The organism is Rugamonas sp. GW822-FHT03B10 (assembly GCF_058801745.1).
Window position 1 is genome coordinate 227,790 of sequence record NZ_JBXANP010000003.1, and the last position, 21,630, is coordinate 249,419.

At 66.2% G+C, this 21,630-nt stretch carries 19 protein-coding genes; 6 read left to right on the forward strand and 13 right to left on the reverse strand.

Features of this window, described 5'->3' with window-relative positions:
• Nucleotides 1-116: 116 nt before the first annotated feature.
• Genes AC1RQG_RS06985 through lnt form a run of 3 tightly spaced genes read left to right on the forward strand, consistent with a single transcriptional unit; the run spans nucleotide 117 to nucleotide 4,539 of the window.
• Nucleotides 117-1,205, forward strand: a complete 1,089-nt coding sequence (locus AC1RQG_RS06985) for an SGNH/GDSL hydrolase family protein (protein WP_493129693.1) — start codon at nucleotides 117-119, stop codon at nucleotides 1,203-1,205.
• A 24-nt stretch (nucleotides 1,206-1,229) separates the two neighbouring features.
• The gene (locus AC1RQG_RS06990; RefSeq protein WP_493129695.1) at nucleotides 1,230-1,922 is read left to right on the forward strand and encodes a hypothetical protein; all 693 of its coding nucleotides are present in this window, start codon (nucleotides 1,230-1,232) and stop codon (nucleotides 1,920-1,922) included.
• Between the two features lie 4 nt (nucleotides 1,923-1,926).
• On the forward strand, nucleotides 1,927-4,539 hold the full coding sequence (lnt, locus tag AC1RQG_RS06995) for an apolipoprotein N-acyltransferase (RefSeq protein WP_493129697.1): 2,613 nt from the start codon (nucleotides 1,927-1,929) through the stop codon (nucleotides 4,537-4,539).
• Nucleotides 4,540-4,619: 80 nt separating this feature from the next.
• Here the strand turns inward: lnt and AC1RQG_RS07000 are convergent, their stop codons facing one another.
• The 8 genes from AC1RQG_RS07000 to AC1RQG_RS07035 all read right to left on the reverse strand — a co-directional run bounded on the left by AC1RQG_RS07000 (nucleotide 4,620) and on the right by AC1RQG_RS07035 (nucleotide 13,747).
• Complete coding sequence (locus tag AC1RQG_RS07000; RefSeq protein ID WP_493129699.1) at nucleotides 4,620-6,410, reverse strand: acyl-CoA dehydrogenase; 1,791 nt, start codon at nucleotides 6,408-6,410, stop codon at nucleotides 4,620-4,622.
• A gap of 87 nt (nucleotides 6,411-6,497) precedes the next feature.
• Nucleotides 6,498-7,430: an electron transfer flavoprotein subunit alpha/FixB family protein gene (locus tag AC1RQG_RS07005; protein ID WP_493129701.1), complete on the reverse strand. Its 933-nt coding sequence runs from the start codon at nucleotides 7,428-7,430 to the stop codon at nucleotides 6,498-6,500.
• A 36-nt stretch (nucleotides 7,431-7,466) separates the two neighbouring features.
• Nucleotides 7,467-8,216 carry an electron transfer flavoprotein subunit beta/FixA family protein gene (locus tag AC1RQG_RS07010; protein WP_493129703.1) on the reverse strand — a complete coding sequence of 250 codons (750 nt, stop codon included), beginning with the start codon at nucleotides 8,214-8,216 and terminating at the stop codon, nucleotides 7,467-7,469.
• Nucleotides 8,217-8,424: 208 nt separating this feature from the next.
• Nucleotides 8,425-8,652: a sulfurtransferase TusA family protein gene (locus AC1RQG_RS07015; protein WP_182156115.1), complete on the reverse strand. Its 228-nt coding sequence runs from the start codon at nucleotides 8,650-8,652 to the stop codon at nucleotides 8,425-8,427.
• A gap of 192 nt (nucleotides 8,653-8,844) precedes the next feature.
• Nucleotides 8,845-11,454: an alanine--tRNA ligase gene (alaS, locus tag AC1RQG_RS07020; protein ID WP_493129705.1), complete on the reverse strand. Its 2,610-nt coding sequence runs from the start codon at nucleotides 11,452-11,454 to the stop codon at nucleotides 8,845-8,847.
• A 112-nt stretch (nucleotides 11,455-11,566) separates the two neighbouring features.
• Nucleotides 11,567-12,319 carry a glycerophosphodiester phosphodiesterase gene (ugpQ, locus tag AC1RQG_RS07025; RefSeq protein WP_493129707.1) on the reverse strand — a complete coding sequence of 251 codons (753 nt, stop codon included), beginning with the start codon at nucleotides 12,317-12,319 and terminating at the stop codon, nucleotides 11,567-11,569.
• A 180-nt stretch (nucleotides 12,320-12,499) separates the two neighbouring features.
• Nucleotides 12,500-12,826, reverse strand: coding sequence for a hypothetical protein (locus AC1RQG_RS07030; RefSeq protein WP_493129709.1), 327 nt, complete (start codon nucleotides 12,824-12,826; stop codon nucleotides 12,500-12,502).
• A 129-nt stretch (nucleotides 12,827-12,955) separates the two neighbouring features.
• A complete protein-coding gene (locus tag AC1RQG_RS07035) occupies nucleotides 12,956-13,747 on the reverse strand; it encodes a DUF1223 domain-containing protein (RefSeq protein WP_493129711.1) in 792 nt (263 codons plus the stop codon).
• 143 nt (nucleotides 13,748-13,890) lie between these two features.
• Here AC1RQG_RS07035 and AC1RQG_RS07040 point away from each other — a divergent pair, with 143 nt between their 5' ends.
• A complete protein-coding gene (locus tag AC1RQG_RS07040) occupies nucleotides 13,891-14,553 on the forward strand; it encodes a hypothetical protein (protein ID WP_493129712.1) in 663 nt (220 codons plus the stop codon).
• An 18-nt stretch (nucleotides 14,554-14,571) separates the two neighbouring features.
• On the opposite strand, the gene AC1RQG_RS07045 is transcribed toward AC1RQG_RS07040, so the two are convergent.
• Entirely contained in the window at nucleotides 14,572-15,807 is a 1,236-nt protein-coding gene (locus tag AC1RQG_RS07045; RefSeq protein ID WP_493130026.1) for an MFS transporter, read from the reverse strand.
• A 102-nt stretch (nucleotides 15,808-15,909) separates the two neighbouring features.
• On the opposite strand from AC1RQG_RS07045, the gene AC1RQG_RS07050 reads away from it, so the two are divergent.
• The gene (locus tag AC1RQG_RS07050; protein WP_493129714.1) at nucleotides 15,910-16,821 is read left to right on the forward strand and encodes a LysR substrate-binding domain-containing protein; all 912 of its coding nucleotides are present in this window, start codon (nucleotides 15,910-15,912) and stop codon (nucleotides 16,819-16,821) included.
• 102 nt (nucleotides 16,822-16,923) lie between these two features.
• Here AC1RQG_RS07050 and AC1RQG_RS07055 read toward each other — a convergent pair whose 3' ends face one another.
• The 4 genes from AC1RQG_RS07055 to AC1RQG_RS07070 all read right to left on the reverse strand — a co-directional run bounded on the left by AC1RQG_RS07055 (nucleotide 16,924) and on the right by AC1RQG_RS07070 (nucleotide 19,476).
• Nucleotides 16,924-17,796, reverse strand: a complete 873-nt coding sequence (locus tag AC1RQG_RS07055; protein WP_493129716.1) for a hypothetical protein — start codon at nucleotides 17,794-17,796, stop codon at nucleotides 16,924-16,926.
• A 14-nt stretch (nucleotides 17,797-17,810) separates the two neighbouring features.
• The gene (locus tag AC1RQG_RS07060; RefSeq protein WP_493129718.1) at nucleotides 17,811-18,587 is read right to left on the reverse strand and encodes a hypothetical protein; all 777 of its coding nucleotides are present in this window, start codon (nucleotides 18,585-18,587) and stop codon (nucleotides 17,811-17,813) included.
• Nucleotides 18,588-18,589: 2 nt separating this feature from the next.
• A complete protein-coding gene (locus tag AC1RQG_RS07065; RefSeq protein WP_493129720.1) occupies nucleotides 18,590-19,093 on the reverse strand; it encodes a hypothetical protein in 504 nt (167 codons plus the stop codon).
• Nucleotides 19,094-19,182: 89 nt separating this feature from the next.
• Nucleotides 19,183-19,476 carry a DnaJ domain-containing protein gene (locus AC1RQG_RS07070; protein ID WP_493129721.1) on the reverse strand — a complete coding sequence of 98 codons (294 nt, stop codon included), beginning with the start codon at nucleotides 19,474-19,476 and terminating at the stop codon, nucleotides 19,183-19,185.
• A 282-nt stretch (nucleotides 19,477-19,758) separates the two neighbouring features.
• On the opposite strand from AC1RQG_RS07070, the gene AC1RQG_RS07075 reads away from it, so the two are divergent.
• Nucleotides 19,759-21,522: a glutamine--tRNA ligase/YqeY domain fusion protein gene (locus AC1RQG_RS07075; RefSeq protein ID WP_493129723.1), complete on the forward strand. Its 1,764-nt coding sequence runs from the start codon at nucleotides 19,759-19,761 to the stop codon at nucleotides 21,520-21,522.
• The last annotated feature ends 108 nt before the right edge of the window (nucleotides 21,523-21,630 follow it).

Genomic DNA, 21,630 nt, shown 5'->3' on the forward strand with positions numbered 1-21,630 from the left:
CAGCCATTTTCACTGAATTGCGAGCACGTGCTCGGTTTTTGACTTTACATTTAAGCGTAGTCCGAATTCCACAGAGACGCAGTCCAGACAAATAACCAACACCAAGGAGACACTGCATGCCTACTCGTATTCGCCACACGCTACGCACCGTGCTACCCACCCTCGCCCTGCTCGCCGTCGGCGCGCAGGCGTCGGCCAGCACCCTGAACCAGAACGCCTCGTGGACCATCGACCGCGCCAACACCAGCACCAAGTACCGCGTGGTGGCCTACGGCGATTCCATCTATGCCGGCTACAACGGCTCCATCACCAGCGCCGCCAAATACTCGGCGCCGACGGTGGACGCGGAATACGTGTCCGCGCTGTGGGGCGCCGACATCGAGAGCGTGCGCCGCACCAAGTCCGGCGCCATCGCCTCGGACGTGTACAACAACAAGATCGTGGCCGAGCGCTCGTACATGCAGGCCAGCAACACGCGCGTGGTCACGTTCGAGATGTGCGGCAATGACGGCCTGCAGGCGCGCACCAGCTTCAAGGGCCAGAGCGGCACCTGCGACTACACGGTGCTCGACAACGCCGAGGCCAGCTGCAAGACCTACGTGGCGGCGGCCATGGACTACATCAACGCCAACGCCTACCCCGGCGTCAAACTGAAGGTGATCTCCAACCTGCACTATCCGGGCTACGCGGCCGACAACGTGCAAAGCTCGTGCACCGACGCGTCCACCGGCCAGACCGTGAAAATGCAGGACCGCTTCCTGCAATCGCTGGCCCGCATGAACTACATGATGTGCGACACGGCGCGCCAGAAAGGCTTCACCTGCGCCGACAACTTCGCGCAGTACATGGGCGGCGACTACGACAGCAACGGCGACGGCCAGATCGACTCCGACGCGTTGCGCTACGTGTCCGGCGAGAGCCAGGCCAGCTACGTCACCCGCATCACCACCACGCTGCGCTCCACGCTGCGCGACGCCAACACCCACTTCGTCACGTCCGGCAGCAGCTACGACTACATCCAGTCCGACGACACCCACCCGACCTACACCGGCAGCACCATCACCTCCGGCCTGTTCGGCTCCACCACGGGCAGCGGCGCGCCGCGTTACACCTCCTTCAGCGGCGGCAAGAGCCCGATCTGGAACCAGTACGGCCATGAGCGCATGGGCTGGGCCGTGTCGACCTTCAATCCGGTCTCGCCCTAAGCGCAGGCGCGGCCTGGACCGGCGTTGAACACGTCCCGTCGCACCGCCCCGGCGCCGGCCCGCGCCCATCGCAGCGGCGCCGTGCGCGCCCGGCGGCGTGCGCGGGGCGTTTCCAGCATCGCGCTCCTGCTCGCGCTCGCGGGCGTGGCCATCGCGTGCGGGCTGTGGTGGTGGTCCGCGTCGCCGGCCGGCGATGACGGCGACGCCTCGGCGCCCTCTTCCGCGCCGGCGCCGGCCACCGGCGCGCGGCCGGCCTGGCTGGCGGCCCTGCCGGGCATGTCATCCGAACCGCAACCGGAGCCGGAACGCGCGCCCGAGGGCGACGCCGATCCCACGCGCGACCTGAAAAGCTACATCCCCCGCGGCGCCAACCCCACCATGCCCGAAGTGATCGAGCGGCTGCACGAGCGCGGCATCTTCAGCGGGCTCGGTGCGTTCTCCCCGCCCGGCACCCGGCCGCCGCTGGTCGGCCTGGCCGTGCCCGAGGACTTCGACCTGCCCAAAGGGTATGTGCGCCACCATCAGGTGACGGACGATGGCCAGACCATCGAAGCCATCCTCATGTTCGCGCCCGACTTCCAGCTGTATGACGCGGCCAACCGGCCGGTCGCCATGCCCAAGGACCGCGTCGTTCCGCCCGAACTGGCGCCGCCCGGCCTGCCGCAGCGGCGCATCACCATCCCCGCACCACGAGAGCCGGCAAGACCCGGCCAATAGAGACATGACCCTGACCCTTCCTGCAAAAATGCGCGTGCCGGCGGCGATCCTCGCCAGCGCGCTGATGTCCGCACTGTATGCGCGCGGCGGCGCCGGCTGGCTGCTCGGCTTTGTGCTGCTGGTGCCCTGCCTGCGCGCGCTCGACGCCAGCCCCACCGTGGCGCGCGCCCTGCTGCGCGGCTGGGCCATGGCGATCGGCTACACGGCCGGCGCCTTCGCGTGGTTCGGCATCGCCTTCGGCCACTACACCCAGATCGGCGGCGCGAGCGGGCTAGCGATCCTGCTGCTCGCCGCCCCGCTGTTCCAGCCGCAATTCCTTAGCTTCGCCGTGGTGCGCCATCTCACGCTCCAGCGCTACGGCGCCGCGCCCGGCGCGCTGGCCGGCGCGGCGGCCTGGGTGGCCTCCGAATGGCTGCTGCCCAAATTCCTCGGCGACACGCTGGGCTACGGCCTCTATCCGTCCGTGCCGCTGCGCCAGGGTGCGGCCCTGGTGGGCACGGCCGGCCTGACGCTGCTGCTATTGCTGGCCAACGAAGGCGTGGCGGCGGCGCTGGCCATGGCGACGCGGGCGGCGGGCCTGCGCGCCTGCGTCCGCCCGCTGGCGCTGGCCGCGCTGGCGCCGCTGCTGCTGGCCGGCTACGGCCAATTCACGCTGTCGTCCAGCCCCGCGCCGGACGGCAAGCCTTTGCGCGTGGGCCTGATCCAGTCCAACATCGTCGACTACGAACGCCAGCGCCGGGAGAAAGGCACGGCGGCCTTCGTGCGCGAAGTGCTCGACACCCATTACGCGATGAGCTACGACGCCGTGGTGCGCCAGCACGCGGACGCGGTGCTGTGGTCGGAGACGGTCTACCCCACCACCTTCGGCCATCCGAAAAGCGCGGCCGGCGCCGAACTCGATCGCGAGATCGCCGGCGTCATCAACGCGGCCGGCGTGCCGTTCGTGTTCGGCACCTACGACCGCGACAGCGCCGGCGAATACAACGCCGCCGCCTTCGTGCAGCCGGGCGCCGGCCTGCTCGGCTTCTACCGCAAGACGCGCCTGTTCCCGCTCACCGAATACGTGCCCGCCTGGCTGGACGGCCCGCTGCTGCGGCGCCTGCTGCCGTGGACCGGCAACTGGCAGCCGGGCAACGGCGCACGCGTGATGCCTTTGCGGCTCGCCGATGGCCGCGAGATTCCCGTGCAGCCGCTGATCTGCTTCGACGACATGGACACCAGTCTGGCCATCGACGGCGTGCGACTGGGCGCGCAAGCCATCCTCACCATGTCCAACGATTCGTGGTTCACGGCCGACCCGCTGGGCGCGCGACTACATCAGGCGGCGGCGGCCTTCCGCAGCATCGAGACGCGGCTGCCGCAATTCCGCGTCACCAGCAATGGCTACAGCGGCGTGATCGACACCACCGGTGCCGTGCTCGCGGGCACGCGCATGGGCGAGCAAACGCTGGTGGTCGGCGCCCTGCCCGTGCGCGCTCCCGCGCCCACGCTGATCGTGCGCTGGGGCGACTGGGTCGGGCGCGTCGCGGCGGCGGCGCTGGTGTTGCTGGCCATCGTCGCCGCCTTCCCGGCGTGGCGCGCCACCCATGCGGACGGGGTCGCGGCCGCCGCGCCGGCCATCAGCCTGGCGGCGGCGCTGCCGGCCCGGGTGGCCGTGCTGTCGCCGGCCACGCGCCTGCTGGCGGGCCTGCTGCGCGCGGGCGCGCGCGGCGGCTTGTTGTGGATGTGCCTCGCCTTGCTGCTCAACGAAGCGCTGCGCACCAACACGCTGGCGCAGATCCGCCTGTTCTCGACGCTGTTCCTGCTGCCGGAAGCTGCCGCGTGGTGCGTGCTGGCGATGTGTTCAGCCGAAGCCATGGTGGTCGATGGCAAGCTGGCGCTGACACGCGGCGGACGGCGGCGCGAACTGGCGCTGAGCGAGGTGGCCGCCGTCCAGTTGTGGCGCCTGCCGCTGCCGGGCCCCGGCCTGTCGCTGCGCCTGGCCACGGGACGACGCTGGCGCTACGGTCTTGCGCTGACCAATCCCGGCGCGCGGGCCGCCGCGCAGGCAGCGACCGCCGCACAGTTGGCACGGTCGGCACAGTCGGCACAGTCGGCACAGTCAGCACAGTCAGCACAGTCGGCACAAAGAGCACAATCAGCACAATCAGCACAATCAGCACAATCAGCGCAATCAGCGCGATCGGCGGGATCGGCGCAACCAGCAGCACCGGGCGTGCGCGGCGTGCCGCAGGTCTATGCGCAGACCAGCCTGGCGATTGGCCGCTCGCGGCTCGACCATCCGCTGCTCAAGCACATCCTGCTGCCGCTCGCGCTGGCGCTACCGGCCTTCCACCTGTACCAGCACATCGCCTACGGCAGCGCGTTCGGCGAGTACTACAGCTTCGGGCTGAAAGCGTATCTGAGCGCGTTCGCGCTGTGGTGGGCCGCGTGGGCCATCGGTGTGGTGCTGACGCAGACGCTGCTGCGGGCCGCGATCAGCATCGCCACGCTGCTGGTGGCGCTGCTGCGCCCCGCGCGCGCGATCGCCATGCGGCGCTGGCTGGAACGGGCCGGCCACGTGGCGCTCTACCTCGGCATGCCCGGCTGGCTGCTGTTGACCATCTACCGCGCCTAGCCATCAAAAAAAATTGGGGACGTAACACAATTAGAAATTGTGTTACGTCCCCAATTACGAGACTAAGCGGGTGGCGCTGCTTAGAACTGGTCTTCCGTCAGTGCCAGCACGCCGGCGCTGCCTTCGACGATGGCGCTGCGCAGACCCGACGATTGCGACATGATGTGGTCGGCGAAGAAGCGCGCGGTGACGATCTTGGCCTGGTAGAAGCTGGCGTCGCCTTCGTTGGCGTCCAGCTTCTGCTTGGCGATCAGCGCGGCGCGCGCCATCTGCCAGCCTGCGACCACGATGCCGGCCAGCTTCAGGTACAGCACGCTGCCCGCGAACACGCCTTTGATGTCGCTCTTCATGTTGGCCACCACGTAGTCGACCACGGCTTCCAGGTCCTTGCTGCCAGCCGCCAGATGCTTGGCGATGGCCTGGAATTCCGCGCCGCCTTGTGCCGTCAGTTGCGCTTCCGTGGCGCGGATCTGGGCGATGATGGCCTTGGCCACGGCGCCGCCGTCACGCACGGTCTTGCGGCCCACCAGGTCGTTGGCCTGGATGGCGGTGGTGCCTTCGTAGATGGTGAGGATCTTGACGTCGCGGTAGTGCTGCGCGGCGCCCGTCTCTTCGATGAAGCCCATGCCGCCGTGCACCTGCACGCCGTCGCGGGTCACGTCCTGCGCCATTTCCGTCGACCAGCCCTTGATCAGCGGGACCAGGAACTCGTAGGTGGCCAGATTGGCCGCGCGCACCGCCGCATCCGGATGGTGGTGGGCGATGTCGCTCAGACCCGCGCCCACGTAGGCCAGCGCGCGCGCCGCCTCGATCTGCGAGCGCATCGACATCAGCATGCGGCGCACGTCCGGATGGTGGATGATGGAGACGGGACCGGCCGAACCGGCCAGGTCGCGCGACTGCACGCGGTCCTTGGCGAAGGCCACGGCGCGCTGATACGAGCGCTCGGCCACGCCGATGCCCTGCAGGCCGACGCCGAAGCGGGCCGCGTTCATCATGATGAACATGTATTCCAGGCCACGGTTCTCCTCGCCCACCAGCGTGCCGATGGCACCACCATGGTCGCCGAACTGCAGCACGGCCGTGGGGCTGGCCTTGATGCCCAGCTTGTGCTCGATCGACACGCAGTGCGCATCGTTGCGCGCGCCCAGCGAGCCGTCGGCGTTGACCAGGAACTTCGGCACGATGAACAGCGAGATGCCTTTCACGCCAGCCGGTGCGTCCGGCGTGCGGGCCAGCACCAGGTGGATGATGTTCTCGGCCATGTCGTGTTCACCGTAGGTGATGAAGATCTTGGTGCCGAAAATCTTGTAGGTGCCGTCGCCCTGGGGCACGGCGCGGCTGCGCACGGCGGCCAGGTCGGAACCGGCTTGCGGCTCGGTCAGGTTCATGGTGCCGGTCCATTTGCCCGACACCAGGTTTTCCAGGTAGATGGCTTTCTGCTCGTCGCTGCCGGCCGTCAGCAGCGCTTCGATGGCGCCGTCCGTCAGCAGCGGGCACAGGGCGAACGACACGTTCGACGCGTTCAGCATCTCGATGCAAGGGGTCGCCAGCAGCTTGGGCAAGCCCTGGCCGCCGAATTCCACCGGGTGCTGCACGCCCTGCCAGCCGGCTTCGGCGAAGGCCTTGAACGCTTCCTTGAAGCCTTTGGTGGTCGTGACCTGGCCATCGTGCCAGTAGCTGGGCTCTTTGTCGCCGGGGTTGTTCAGGGGCGCGACCACGTTGCTGCAGAACTTGGCGTTCTCTTCCAGCACGGCTTCGGCCGTGTCCGGGGTGGCGTCTTCATTGCCAGGCAGTGCGTTCACGGCGGCCAGGTCGGCCAGTTCGTTCATCACGAACAGCATGTCTTTTACGGGTGCTTGATACGGCATTCTCTATTCTCCAAGAAAAAAGCCACGGTGGTTCGGCGATTGTGCCGGAACCAGCGTGGCCTGTAATTCATCTAGGCGCTAAATCGATCAGCCCAGTTCTGCGACCAGTTGCGGTACCACTTCGAACAGGTCGCCAACGATGCCGTAATCGGCCACCGAGAAGATCGGGGCTTCCGGATCCTTGTTGATGGCGACGATGGTCTTCGAGTCCTTCATACCAGCCAAGTGCTGGATGGCGCCCGAGATACCGACGGCGATGTACAGGGTAGGCGCGACGATCTTGCCGGTCTGGCCCACTTGCCAGTCGTTCGGCACGTAGCCGGCGTCGACGGCGGCGCGCGAAGCGCCCATGGCGGCGCCCAGCTTGTCGGCCAGCGGTTCCAGGATCTTGAACGCTTCGCCCGAACCCATGCCACGGCCACCGGAGACGATGACTTTGGCGGCGGTCAGCTCAGGACGGTCCGACTTGGCCAGTTCGCGGCCGACGAAGGCCGACTTGCCCAGGTCGCCGACGGCGGCCACGGTTTCGGTGGCGGCCGAACCGCCGGTGGCGGCGGCGGCGTCGAAGCCGGTGGTGCGCACGGTGATGACTTTGACCTTGTCGCCCGATTGCACGGTGGCGATGGCGTTACCGGCGTAGATCGGACGCTCGAAGGTGTCGGGCGAATCGACCTTGGTGATTTCCGAGATCTGGGCCACGTCCAGCTTGGCGGCCACGCGTGGGGCGATGTTCTTGCCGTAGGCGGTGGCGGGGGCCAGGATGTGGCTGTAGGCGCCGGCCAGGGCCAGCACTTGCTCGGCCACGTTTTCGGCCAGGCCGTCGGCGAAGTGCGGCGCGTCGGCCAGGAGCACTTTCGATACGCCGGCGATCTGCGCGGCGGCGGCGGCTGCCGCGCCGGCGTTGGCGCCGGCGACCAGGACGTGCACGTCGCCACCGCACTGGGCGGCTGCGGTGACGGTGTGGTGGGTGCTGCCTTTCAGGCTAGCGTTGTCGTGTTCAGCGATGACTAATGCGACCATGATTCTTCCTCAAAAATGTGAACGGCCAGGCCGCGCTTAGATGACTTTGGCTTCGGTGCGCAGTTTTGCGACCAGGGTGGCGACGTCCGGAACCTTGATGCCGGCCGAACGCTTGGCTGGCTCGGCCACTTTCAGGGTCTTCAGACGCGGTGCCACGTCCACGCCCAGGTCTTCCGGCTTGACGGTGTCCAGTGGCTTCTTCTTGGCCTTCATGATGTTCGGCAGCGTGACGTAGCGCGGCTCGTTCAGGCGCAGGTCGGTGGTGACGATGGCCGGCAGGGTCAGCGACAGGGTTTCCAGGCCGCCGTCCACTTCACGGGTGACGATGGCTTTGCCGTCTTCCAGCACCACTTTCGAGGCGAAGGTGGCTTGCGGCCAGCCCAGCAGGGCAGCCAGCATCTGGCCGGTCTGGTTGGAGTCGTCGTCGATGGCTTGCTTGCCCAGGATGATCAGCTGTGGCTGTTCCTTGTCGGCCAGCGCCTTGAGCAGCTTGGCCACGCCCAGCGGTTCCAGCTCAACGCCCGTCTCCACCAGGATGCCACGGTCGGCGCCGATGGCCATGCCGGTACGCAGGGTTTCCTGGCACTGGGCCACGCCGCACGACACGGCCACCACTTCGGTGACTTTGCCCGCTTCCTTCAGGCGCACGGCCTCTTCGATAGCGATCTCGTCGAATGGGTTCATCGACATTTTGACGTTGGCGATATCGACGCCGCTGCCGTCGGACTTGACGCGCACTTTGACGTTATAGTCGACCACGCGTTTGACGGGTACCAAGACTTTCATAGCTGTGCCTTTGGGAAAAAAATAGAATAACGGAACCTAAGTAGGGGAAGATTATAAGAGAAATTTTCCACCTAAACGAAATTTAAGCACGATCGTGCGATTTTTTGCTAGTACAAAACACCTAAAAAAGACATTTACTGCCGAAACATTTCCGGGGGAGTAAGCAACGGGACGTGATGGCTGCCCCGCTTGCATAGGATACAACGAATTACTTACGACGCATCAAGAACACGAACTCGCGGCCATTCTGCACATGCGACAGCAAGGCGTTGCCGGTCTGCTTGGCGAAGGCCTGGAAATCACGCACCGAGCCGGGATCCGTCGCCATGATACGCAAAACCTCACCACTTTGCAGCTCGGCCAGTGCCTTCTTGGCTTTCAGGATCGGCAGCGGGCAATTGAGGCCCCGCGCGTCGAGCTCTTTGTGAAATTCCATGATTTCGTTGTCAAGTAGTGTGTCAGTCATCGCGATCCCGCTTCCAAATGTTCCGCTGGTTTCAGACATACTACCCCAAAATAGTGCGTTTGACGCGCTGCACCAAAATAGTTCATATACCGTTGTAAGTGCACAACGAGAAATTCAGCGTGGTAACGGCCTGCACCGGGGCGCAGGCCGCATCAGCGCGCATTATGCCCGTTGTGCCACCCATGCTGCAACGCCCGCAAGCGCCCCCGGCAGCGCCGCAGCATCGGTGCCGCCCGCCTGCGCCATATCGGGGCGTCCGCCGCCTTTGCCGCCCACCTGCTGGGCCACAAAGTTGACCAGCTCGCCCGCCTTGACCTTGGACGTGGCGTCGGCCGTCACGCCGGCGATCAGGCTGACCTTGCCGTCGGCCACGCTGGCCAGCACGATGGCGGCCGTCTTCAGCTTGTCCTTGAGCTTGTCCATGGTTTCGCGCAGGCCGGCCACGTCGGCGCCGTCCAGGGTCGCGGCCAGCACCTTGATGCCGTTCACGTCCACCGCCTGGGTGGCCAGTTCATCGCCCTGGCCGGCGGCCAGTTTCGATTTCAGGGCCGCCAGTTCCTTCTCCAGCGCCTTGGCGTTGTCCTGCATCTGCACGATGCGGGCCGTCAGCTCGTCCGGGGTGGCCTTCAGGGCCGCCGCCGCGTCGAGCAGGCGACGGTTCATCGATTGCACCAGCGCCAGCGCGCCCTCGCCCGTCACCGCCTCGATACGGCGGATACCGGCCGCCACGCCGCCTTCGGCCACGATCTTGAACAGGCCGATGTCGCCCGTGCGGTGCACGTGCACGCCGCCGCACAGCTCTTTGGACGAGCCGATGTCCATCACGCGCACCACGTCGCCGTACTTCTCGCCGAACAGCGCCATGGCGCCATGCTTGACGGCGTCGTCGAACGACATGTTGTGCGACTGGGTGGCCACGTTGGCCAGGATTTCGCGGTTGACGATGGCTTCCACTTGCGCGATCTGCTCGGCCGTCACGGGTGCGTTGTGGCTGAAGTCGAAGCGGGCCTTGTCCGGGTCGACCAGCGAACCTTTCTGCGCCACGTGGCCGCCGAGCACTTCGCGCAGGGCCTTGTGCATCAGGTGGGTGGCCGAGTGGTTGCGGATGGTGCGGCCGCGCAGATGCTGGTCCACTTCCGCGCCCACGGCGTCGCCCACCTTCAGCACGCCGGAGGCCAGCACGCCGTGGTGACCGAACACATCGGCCTGGATCTTCAGCGTGTCTTCCACTTCGAACTTGGCGGTCGCGCCCTGGATCAAGCCCTGGTCGCCGACCTGGCCGCCCGACTCGGCGTAGAACGGCGTGGTGTCGAGCACCACGATGCCCTGCTCGCCCGCTTTCAGCTCCGTCACCGGCGCGCCGTTGGCGTACAGTGCGATCACCTTCGAATTGTGTTGCAGCTGGTCGTAGCCGACGAACTTGTTCTTCTCGCCGCTGTATTCGACGTTGGCGGCCATCTTGAATTTGCCGGCCGCGCGCGCGATCTTCTTCTGGTTTTCCATCGCCGCGTGGAATCCTGCCTCATCCAGCGTCACATTGCGTTCGCGGCAGATGTCGGCCGTCAGGTCCAGCGGGAAGCCGTAGGTGTCGTACAGCGTGAAGGCGGTGCCGCCGTCGAGCTTGCTCGCATCCTTGGCCAGTTCCGCCTCCAGGATCTTCATGCCGTGTTCCAGCGTCTCGCCGAAACGCTCTTCCTCGGCTTTCAGCGTCTGGGCCACGCGCTCCATGGCTTCCGTCAGTTCCGGATAGGCCGCGCCCATCTCGATGTTGAGGTCGGCCACCAGCTTGTAGAAGAATGGCTTGGCCTGGCCCAGCTTGTGGCCGTGGCGCAGCGCGCGGCGGATGATGCGGCGCAGCACGTAGCCGTGGCCTTCCGAGCTCGGGATGATGCCGTCGACGATCAGGAAGGCGGCGGCGCGGATGTGGTCGGCGATCACGCGCAGCGACTTCGATTCCAGATCGGTGGCGCCGGTTTCGCGCGCGGCGGCCTTGATCAGGTTCTGGAACAGGTCGATCTCGTAGTTGCTGTGCACGTGCTGCAGCACGGCGGCCAGGCGCTCCAGGCCCATGCCGGTGTCCACGCACGGCTTGGGCAGCTTGTTCATGTTGCCCGCTTCGTCGCGGTTGAACTGCATGAACACCAGGTTCCAGATTTCGATGAAGCGGTCGCCGTCTTCCTCAGGCGAACCCGGAGGGCCGCCCCATATGTCCGGACCGTGGTCGTAGAAGATTTCCGTGCACGGGCCGCAAGGGCCGATGTCGGCCATCTGCCAGAAGTTGTCCGACGCGTAGCGCGAACCCTTGTTGTCGCCGATGCGGATGATGCGCTCTTTCGGCACGCCGATCTCGTTGGCCCAGATGTCGTAGGCCTCGTCGTCCTCGAAGTAGACGGTGACGGTCAGCTTGTCGGCTGGCAGCTGGTAGACCTTGGTCAGCAGTTCCCAGGCGTAGTTGATCGCGTCGCGCTTGAAATAGTCGCCGAAGCTGAAATTGCCCAGCATTTCAAAGAACGTGTGGTGGCGGGCCGTGTAGCCCACGTTTTCCAGGTCGTTGTGTTTGCCGCCGGCGCGCACGCAGCGCTGCACGGTGGTCGCGCGCGAGTACGGGCGCGTGTCGAGACCAAGGAACACGTCCTTGAATTGCACCATGCCGCTGTTGGTCAACAACATGGTCGGGTCGTTGCCAGGCACCAATGGACTGGAACGGACGATCGAGTGACCCTTGGATTCAAAGAACTTGAGGAATTTGTCGCGGATTTCAGATGATTTCATGTCGGTTGGCAGAGGTGGCTGGCAGGTGCAAAGGGTTGATTATACGTGAAGAAATGGCCGGTAAATACCCGCCGGTGTTGGCGCCGGCCTCTAGGCGGGTCCGGCGGCACGCTCAGGCGAACGCCGGGCCGATCAGGTCGATGCGGTCGGTGCAGAAGCCATCCACGCCCCAGGCCAGGATTTCGCGCGCCCGCTCCGGGGTGTTGACGGTGTAGCAGAACAGCCCCAGCCCCGCCTGTTTGACGGCCTGCGCCAGCGCCGGCGTCAGGTGCTGGTGGTTGGTGTGGATGGCGACCGCGCCCAGCGCGGCGGCCTGGGCTTGCCAGTCGGCGGGCACGGTGTCGAACAGGCAACCGCGCGGCAAGGCCGGCACGGCGTCGCGGGCGGCGGCCAGCGCCGTCATGCTGAACGAGGACAGCAGCGGCAACCCGGCCGGGTCGCCGGCGGCCAGCGCATCGGTGAATTTGTCGCGCGTGGCCTCGGCCACCCAGCGCCCGGTGGCCGCCTCGAAGCCCGCCGCCGGCTTGATCTCGATGTTCATCCAGATGCGCTGCGCCCGGCAGTAGTCGACGAACTGGGCAAACGTGGGCACCGGCTCGCCCCGGAATTCCGGTCCGAACCAGCTTCCCGCGTCCATGCTTGCGAGGTCGGCCGCGTCCGTCGCGGGCACGCTGCCGAGGCCGGGCACCGTGCGGCCGAATTGCTCGTCATGCATGACCACGCCGATGCCGTCACGCGACAGCATCACGTCGAATTCCACGGCCCGGAAGCCGTAGGCTAGGCCGCAGCGCAGGGCGGCGATGGTGTTTTCCGGCGCGAGCGTGCCGCCGCCCCGGTGCGCGACGATTTTGGGATATGGCCACATGGTAATTGCCTTGAAAAAGACTGTTGTTTCAACCTTACCATGCTTGCGCGGGCGCGGCGAATTCAGGGGCGGACCCTAGGCTCTGTCCTTGCACTGCGCGGTGGTTTGCCCGGCCGTGCGACGGCGCAGGACGACAAACCAGGGTCAGACCCAAAGGTCAGACCCTTCTGCGCCGCGATGCTAATGCAACTGGTGCTTCAGCGCCGACAATTCGTGGTGCATGTGGTTGACCGCGCTTTTCATCTGCGGCGTCAGGTCGGCGCCGCTGCTGCACACGCGCTTGGCGCGGTCGCCCAGTTGTTCCAGGTCGTCCACCATTTGACGGATACGCCCCTCGTCGTTGGACTGGATCACGTCCTTGGCCATGTCGGCCTGCTTGTCCAGGCGCTCGATGCAGTCGCGCAGTTCGCCCGGCACGTTGCGCTCGGCCGAACAGGCTTGCGACGCCTGCCCGATCGCATGTTCCACACTGCTGAACCGCCGTTGGATCTCATTCGCTTGCAGCATGATGGTTTCCTCCAAGTCAGATCGCGCGCACCGTGCGCACGTCACCGTTGGATGGGCAACCGGGCGGCCCGGTTCCCTCGTGCCGCTTGAGCCAGCACAAGCACGGCGGCAACGGTTCGCGCTATGGCCTCAGTTTCCGCACACGGGCAAGGACAGCGCCTGCAGCACCTCGCCGCGCTCCGACTGGACGAAGGCGCTCACCGCCAGCCTGCCCGGCGCCGCGCCCGGTGGCAGCGGCAGCGTGCGCTTGACGAGCGCCACATTGCTGCCCGCCTTGTCGCCGGACGACAAGGGCAGCGGCGCCAGCCAGGTGCGCACCACATGATCGTGGCGCAACAGGCGGCCGCCGTTTTCACCGGCCGTCACCTTGCTCGCCAGTCCGCTTTCCACCAGCGCCACGTACAGCTTGCCGTCGCGGGCCGCGCTGGCGCTGACTTCAACCGGCAAGCCCGCCGCACCGGCCTGCCCCAGCGTGATGCGGATGTCGGCCTGCGCCGCCTGCCCGTTAATGCGCTTGACGGCGGCCGGCACGCCACCCGTCCAGCGGTCCACGCCACCGCGCAGCTCCTGCCCCGCCACAAACAATTCCGGCGTGTAGACGGTGCGTGAGCCGGCCAGATCCGTCAGCCAGCGCTGGCGCGCGCTGTAGGCCGCGTGCGAGAACGGGTCTTTCCAGCCGATGTAGTTCCAATAATCGACGTGCAGCGCCAGCAGCACGGCCTGCTCCGGCGTCACGCCCGCCGCCCGCAGGCCGCTCACGTACTGGTCGGCCGGCGGACAGCTGCTGCAACCTTCCGAGGTGTACAGCTCCAGCAGCGCGACCCGGTAGGCGGGGCTGCGGGCACTGCAACTATTGGCGGCCAAAACTGGCGCGACGCTCAGCGCAACCATGATGCTCAGGCTCAAGATCAACGGTTTCATGCTGTCTCCGATTTGTACGATATGTCCTCTTGGTCGGGCTGCCGGGGCCAACCTGACAGTACCTTGTAAAAACTTGGTAAAAACAAAAACCATATCGAAAAATTAAGTTACCATGCCCAACCTCTTCCATCCACTCGTTTAGCATGGACGACCTCGCATCGCGCGCTGCCCGCCACTGGCCCGGCTTGTTGCTGACAGCGCTTATCCATATCGCATTGCTGGTCGCCATGTGGCGCCAACTACCCGACCAGCCCGCCAGCCGCCTGGCCCACACGCGCCCTGCCATCCAATGGTTGTTGCCGCTCGCGCCGCGCCCAGCTGCGGTGCAACGCGTGCCGCCGCGCGCCGCGTCCCGCCCGGCCGCTGCGGTGACGAGCTCGCCCGCGCCCAACCAGCCAGAACGGCCCGCCGCGACCACGCCGCCAACAACGCCAGTCCAGCCACAGGCGATCACGCCGCCCGAGCAACTGCCGCCGGAGCCGGATTTCGGTCCCGCCCGGCCCAGTGCGGCCGACATCATGAGCCGCGCACGGCGCGACATCGCCGGCATCGACCGGCAATTGCGCAAGGAATTTCCAACACGGGGAAATGAGACTCCGCCGGACAGCATGCAGGCCCGACTGGCGCGCGGCATCAGCGCCGCGCACGACGCCGTCGGCCCCAAGTGGTATGAAGGTGCGAGGATGGTGGAACTGAGCCAGCCGGACAGCAAGACGCGCGTCTACAAGATCATGACGGCACTGGGCACGTATTGCTTCACGCAATACGAGGATGGGCGCAAAGCCTACACCAACTGCCCGCGCTAGCGCACCGTCGCGCCCCGTTCAGCCCGGCGCCAGGGCCGGCGTGGCCGGCGCCACCGGCGTCAACTGGCGCAATCGCAGCGCGATCAGCATCGCCACGCAGAGCGCCGCGCCCAGCACGGCCACCACGCCCGGCCAGCCGCCCCGCGCCCACACCATGCCGGTGGCCGAGCCGACCACGCTGGAGCCGAAATAGTAGAAGAACAGGTACAGCGCCGATGCCAGCGCCCGCGGCGCGGCGGCGCGCCGCCCGACCCAGCTGCTGGCCACGGAATGGGTGGCGAAGAAGCCGAACGAGAACAGCGCCACGCCGGCCACGATCACCGGCAGCGCATGCGACAGCGTCAGCAGCAGGCCCGCCAGCATCAGCGCCAGCACGCGCCACAACACGCCGCGCCGCCCCAGCCGGTCCGCCAGCCTGCCGGCCCAGATGGAACTGTAGATGCCGAGCAAATACAGCAAGGAAATCAAGCCGACCGCCGTCTGACTGAGGCCATACGGCGCGGCCAGCAGCCGGTAGCCGATGTAGTTGTACACGCTGACGAAGCTGCCCATCAGCAGGAAGGCCAGCGCGAACAGCAGCGGCAAGCCGGCGTCCGTCAGGTGCAGGCGGCAGCCATCACGCATGGCGCGCCAGCCGCCGCGCGCGGGCGTGAAATGGCGCGACGCGGGCAGGCTGCGCCAGAAATCCCAGGCCGCCAGCAGGCCGGCCACGCCCATCACGGCCAGCGCCACCCGCCACGAGAAATAGTCGCTGAGCAACGACGTGAGCAAGCGCCCGCTCATGCCGCCAAACGCGCTGCCGCTGATGTACAACCCCATGGACAGGCCGAGCGAAGCCGGTTCGATTTCCTCGCCCAGATACGCCATGGCGACGGCCGGCATGCCGCCCAGCACCAGTCCCAGCGCGGCGCGCAGCGCCAGCAGTTGCGGATAATTGCGGGCCAGCGCGCACAGCACGGTGAGCGCGGCCGCCAGCGCCATCGCCGTCACCATCATCGGCTTGCGGCCCAGCCGTTCCGACAGCGCGCTCGACAGCAGCAGCGAAAACGCCAGCGCCGCCGTCGAGATCGACAGCACCAGACTGCTTTGCGCCGGAGTGAGCGCAAACTGGTGCGACAGCACCGGCATCAGAGGTTGCACGCAATACAACAGCGCGAACGTCGAAAAGCCGCCGAAGAACAGCGCCCGGTTGGTGCGCCGGAACGCTGGCGTGCCGGCGGCGATGCGGGGAGAGGCGGAAGCGGAGGCGGACATGATGGCCTTGAGCTGGAACAATGTCTTCATCTTAGGATTGCTCATTCATATCGTCCAATATATATTTAAGACGTTACTAATACATAGAAACGATTACTGAACATGGAACTCCGCCACCTGCGCTACTTCGTCGCCGTCGCCGAGGAACTCAGTTTCACGCGCGCGGCGCAGCGCCTGCACATCGGCCAGCCACCGCTGAGCCAGCAGATTCAGGCGCTCGAAGCGGAAGTGGGCGCTCGCCTGCTCGAGCGCAGCAAGCGCTGGGTGCGCCTCACGGAAGCGGGCAAGCTGTTCCTCGACGATGCGCGCCGCGTGCTGGCCCTGTCCGAGCAGGCGATGCAGACGGCGCGCCGGGCCCAGCGCGGCGAGGCGGGCGAACTGCGCATCGGCTTCACCTTCTCCACCCCGTTCACGCCGCTGTTCGCCACCGTCATCAACCGCTACCGCCAGCGCTATCCGGGCGTCACGCTGACCCTGCATGAAATGGCCACCCTGCCCCAGATCGAAGCGCTGCCCGCGCGCACGCTGGACCTGGGTTTCGTGCGCCCGCCCGAGGTGGCGGTGCTGGAGGCGGTGCGGATGACCATCTTGCGCAAGGACCCGCTGTTGCTGGTGCTGCCGGTCGGGCATCCACTGGCGCAGCGCGAGGTGGTGGCTGCGCGCGAGTTGCAAGGGTTGCCGTTCGTGATGTATCCGCCCACTGCGGGCACCGGCATCTACCACCAGATTCTGCGCCTGTGCCGGGCGGCGGGATTCGAACCGCAGATCGCGATGGAGGCGGGCGAGGTGTCGTCCATCATCGGGCTGGTGGCGGCCGGCTGCGGCATCTCGATTCTGCCCGGCTCGTTCAACAGCATACGGATGGAAGGCGTGTGCTACCGCGCGCTGGCGGAACGGGAGGCCATCACCACGCTGCTGCTGGCGCAGCGCAAGGATGAGACGTCGCCGCTGGTGGAAGCGTTCGTGGCGCTGGCGCTGGCGGCGGCGCAGGAGGAGTCAAGGGACAGACATTGACCGCAAAGTTAAGCGGCGAGCATCGTCGTTCCCGCGCAGGCGGGAACGACGAATTTAATGTGGCGACTTCAGGAGCCGCCCCAGAAGCGGCTGGACTGCCGATCAGGCGTAATCGGCATCCAGTTCGGAGCCGGCGTAGTTTTCCAGTTCCGAGAACAGCGTCTTCATGGCCGTGCGGCCACGGATATGCTGCAGCACCGTGCAGGTGTTGCGGTAGCTCTCGATGCGATCGAGCAGCACCGGGTGGTGCTGCACCGGCACGGCGGCCACCAGCGCGGCCCAGCCTTCCTCGAAGTCCGGCTTGTTCTTGCGCACCGCCTTGACGAAGCGCTCGAACTCCTTCTGCCCCGTGCGCGCCACCACCCTGCCCCCGCCTTCGACGGCGAAGATGATGGCCAGCGCGATCACACCTTCCGCATTCAGGTCGGTGTCGTTGACCGGCCCTTCGCTGTTGTGGCGGCGCAGCCAGGACGCCAGCCGCACGATCGCTTGCGCCTCCTTGCGCTGCTTGAGCTGCAAGGCGTAACGCTCGTAACCGGACCAGTTCTGGTTCGGGTCGGCCTGGCAGATGTCGATGAACAGTTCACGCAGACGGCGCTGCGCATACACGGGATCCTGGTCGTACTCGCCCACCAGCGCATCCTCGGGCAGCGCGGCCAGTTCGCGGATCAGGCGGAAACCCGCCTGGAACGCGTGCTCGGCCCCGTGCTCGACCAGGAAGTCCAGCGCGGCCTGGTCGCCCTCGTGCCGCAGCACGCTGTCCAGGCCCAGCGAGACGCCGCCCACGGTCAGCTGCAGCGCCTTCTGGATGCCATCGGCCGTGCGGTCGTTGGTGAACTTCTCGGCCACCATGGCTGTGATGCCCGTCAGCTCGTCGGCCAGGTTGACGGCGGCGTCGGGACGATTGTCCGACGCCAGTTGCTTGATGGCGCGCGTGAGGCGCGGCAGGTTTTCTACAACAATGGCTGGCAGCATGGATCAGGCTTCCATCACGAGAAAATGCCGGTGCCCAGGCTGCGGCGTGCGCCCGGCTTGGGTGCGCTGCGGGTCGACGGCACTTGTTTGCGCAAGCGGTACAGCAATTCCTTGGTGGAGCGCTGCAGGTGCTTGGGGTCCTCGTCCGGGTCGTCGCTGAATTCGGCGTCGGCCAGGTCGGCGCTGTGGCGGAATTCCGGGAACAGTTCGAACAGCGCGCGGTCCCAGCCATCCTCGGACGCCTGCGCCAGCGCCACGGCCAGCGGCACCACGTCGTTGTCGGACGAGGTCTGGCCCGTCAGATAAGGGCCCTTGGAGATGATCTCGCCGGCCACTTCCAGGATTTCCTTGGGCGCCATCGAGAACAGGATGGCGAACACGGTCGAGCCCCAGTCGGTGGCCGAGGCCTCCGACAGCAGCGCGTTGCGGCGGTCCTCGTCGTCGTTAGCGAACACCACGCCGTGCACGTGCGCGAACAGCGACTCGGCGATGCGTTCGGGATCGTCCTCGATCAGGTCGTCCGGCCAGGTGGCGGCGAAGAAGGCCAGGCTGTCGGCCCAGGCCTTGGGCGGCACCAGCAGGGTGGCCAGCGACATCTTGCCGCCGTCAAAGCCGGCCATGTGCAGCGCCGTCACCTGCGGCGGCAAGTCCTGCAGCACGTCCACCACGGCCAGATCGCCGTACTGGTCGGCCGCATCGGCAAACGCTTGCTCGGCGTGGCCCAGCGAGCCGGCCAGCACCAGTTCCGTCACCTGCTTGCGCAGCGCGGGCAGATTGCTTTTTTCCGACATGGTCACTCTCCTTCCTGATCGAACATTTGGGCGAAGTCGTCGCTCGCCTGGTCTTCCTCGTACTCGTCGTCGTCGCCGTCGTCGTTCGCCGACAACTGCTCCAGCGACTGGTCGTCGTCGTCCCACTTGCGCGGGTTCTTGTACAGGAAGGCGGTGATGATGGCCTGGCGCGCCAGCTCGGGGAAGCTCTCCTCCAGCGCCGCGTACATCTTGGCCGCCTGCTCGCCCGGGCACGAGGCCATGGCGAACACGCGCGACGGGTCGCCGAATTCATAGTCTTCCGCCTCGGCCAGCAAGCCCTTGGGGTTGGAAAACTCGATGTGGTCGACCAGCGCGAAGGCCAGCATGTTCACATCCTCGATGCCGCCGCCGCTGGCGTACTCGGACACCAGGGCATCGACCATGTTCTTGTAGTTCTTGTGATCGGGCGGGTCGCCCAGAATGCCTTCGATCTGGCCGCCCAGTTCGCGCGACTGATAGGCAAATTCGGGGTGTACTTTTCTCATGGATTACTTTCGTTCTGTACTACTGATCTGGAATGGCTGGCGAAAAACGGCGGGCCGCGGCGCCGTGGCCGCGACTACCGCTGCGGGCGTCAGGCCGCCGGCAGCGTGGTGCCGTGCATGTTGAAGACCGAGCGCCACAGCTGGTAGGCCTCCGCCTCCGGGTCGATGATGATGCGGTGGTTCACGCTCTGGTTGTATTCTTCGCGCTTGACCGGGTCGGACAGGATTTCGTACGCCTTGGTGATGCTCTTGAACCGCGCTTCCGCACCGGGCGCCTGGTTGCGGTCGGGGTGGAAACGCATGGCCAGCGAGCGGTAGACCTTCTTGATTTCATCGTCCGTGGCGTTGGGCGCGACACCGAGCACATTGTATAAATTTTCCATTTGGGAAATTCTCCGGGCCGAATGCCATAAACATTAAACACGAATTATCCTATAGATCGGCCCCGCGCGTGCCGCTTTGAGCCCGCTCCGGGCCCGCTTCGGGTGGGATCCGGCCGCCATTGCGCCGCCATCGGCGCGCAAAACGGCCCGTCCGCGCCCTGTCCGTTGTCGCAATCTTGCCAATTCATCCATTTCGATGGCGCGCCGCGGCAAATCCCGCTGCACGGGGGAGCGATACGGTAAAATGCCCGCTACTCGACCCTTTGCAAAGCAACTTTTCAGATGAGCAACGATAAAAACAGCACCGCGCCGGCACTGGCCTCCAACTTCCTGCGCGCCATCGTCGAATCGGACCTGGCGGCCGGCACCCACGTGCGCGACGGCCTGCCGTCCGTGATCACCCGTTTCCCGCCCGAGCCGAACGGCTACCTGCACGTGGGCCACGCCAAGTCGATCTGCCTGAACTTCGGCCTGGCGCGCGACTACCAGGGCCGCTGCCATTTGCGCTTTGACGACACCAATCCCGAGAAGGAAGAACAGGAATACGTCGACACCATCATCGACAGCGTCAAGTGGCTCGGCTTCACCTGGGACCACCAAGGCCCGCAAGGCACCGAGCACCACCTGCACTACGCCAGCGACTACTTCGAGCAGCTGTACGCGATGGCCGAATACCTGATCACCTCGGGCCACGCCTACGTGGACAGCCAGAGCGCCGAGGACATGGCCACCAACCGCGGCAACTTCAGCACGCCGGGCAAGAACTCGCCGTTCCGCGACCGCCCGCGCGAAGAATCGCTGCAACTGTTCCGCGACATGCGCGCCGGTAAATTCCCGGACGGCGCCCACATCCTGCGCGCCAAGACCAGCGACGACGCGATGGCCTCGCCCAACATGAACATGCGCGACCCGGCCATCTACCGCATCCGCCACGCGCACCACGTGCGCACCGGCGACGCCTGGTGCATCTACCCGATGTACGACTACACGCACCCGATCTCGGACGCGCTGGAGCAGATCACCCATTCGATCTGCACGCTGGAATTCCAGGACCACCGCCCGTTCTACGACTGGCTGCTGGCCACGCTGGCCGAAGGCGGCTTCTTCCAGCAGCCGGTGCCGCGCCAGTACGAGTTCTCGCGCCTGAACCTGACCTATGTGATCACCAGCAAGCGCAAGCTGCGCCAGCTGGTCGATGAGAAGATCGTGGACGGCTGGGACGATCCGCGCATGCCCACCATCGTCGGCCTGCGCCGCCGTGGCTACACGCCCGAGGCGATCCAGCTGTTCTGCGAACGCATCGGCGTGACCAAGTCCGACGGCTGGATCGACATGAGCACGCTCGAAGGCTGCCTGCGTGAAGACCTGGACCCCAAGGCGCCGCGCGCCACGGCCGTGCTGCGCCCGCTCAAACTGATCATCGACAACTTCGACGCCGGCGCCAGCGAGCAATGCAGCTCGCCTGTCCACCCGCACCACCCGGAGATGGGCGTGCGCAGCTTCCCCATCACGCGCGAACTGTGGATCGAGGAGGAGGACTTCATGGAAACGCCGAGCAAGGGTTACTTCCGCTACTACCCGCCGATCGGCGACGCGCCGGGCAGCCGCGTGCGCCTGCGCCACGGCTATGTGACCGAATGCACGGGCTACGACAAGGACGAGAACGGCAAAGTGACGGCCGTCCACGTCAACTACTTCCCCGACAGTAAATCGGGCACGCCCGGTTCGGACAACTACAAGGTCAAGGGCAACATCCACTGGGTGTCGGCCGCCACCGCGCTGGAAGCGGAAGTGCGGCTGTACGACCGCCTGTTCACCGACCCGCAGCCGGACGGCGGCGGCAAGGACTTCATGCAGGCGCTCAACCCGAACGCCAAGGAAGTGATCACGGCCTACCTGGAGCCGGGCATGACGGCGGCCCAGCCCGACCAGCGCTTCCAGTTCGAGCGCCACGGCTATTTCGTGGCCGACCGCGTCGATTCCACGCCGGGCAAGCCGGTGTTCAACCGCATCGTCACGCTGAAGGACAGCTGGGCCGCCAAGTAAGCCGGCGCCGCCCCTGGAAACCGCCTTCGGGCGGTTTTTTTTATGCGCGCGCGACAGCAAACGTCGCCCCACTTTGCATAGGACAAATAGTCATTTAACAAAATTGCT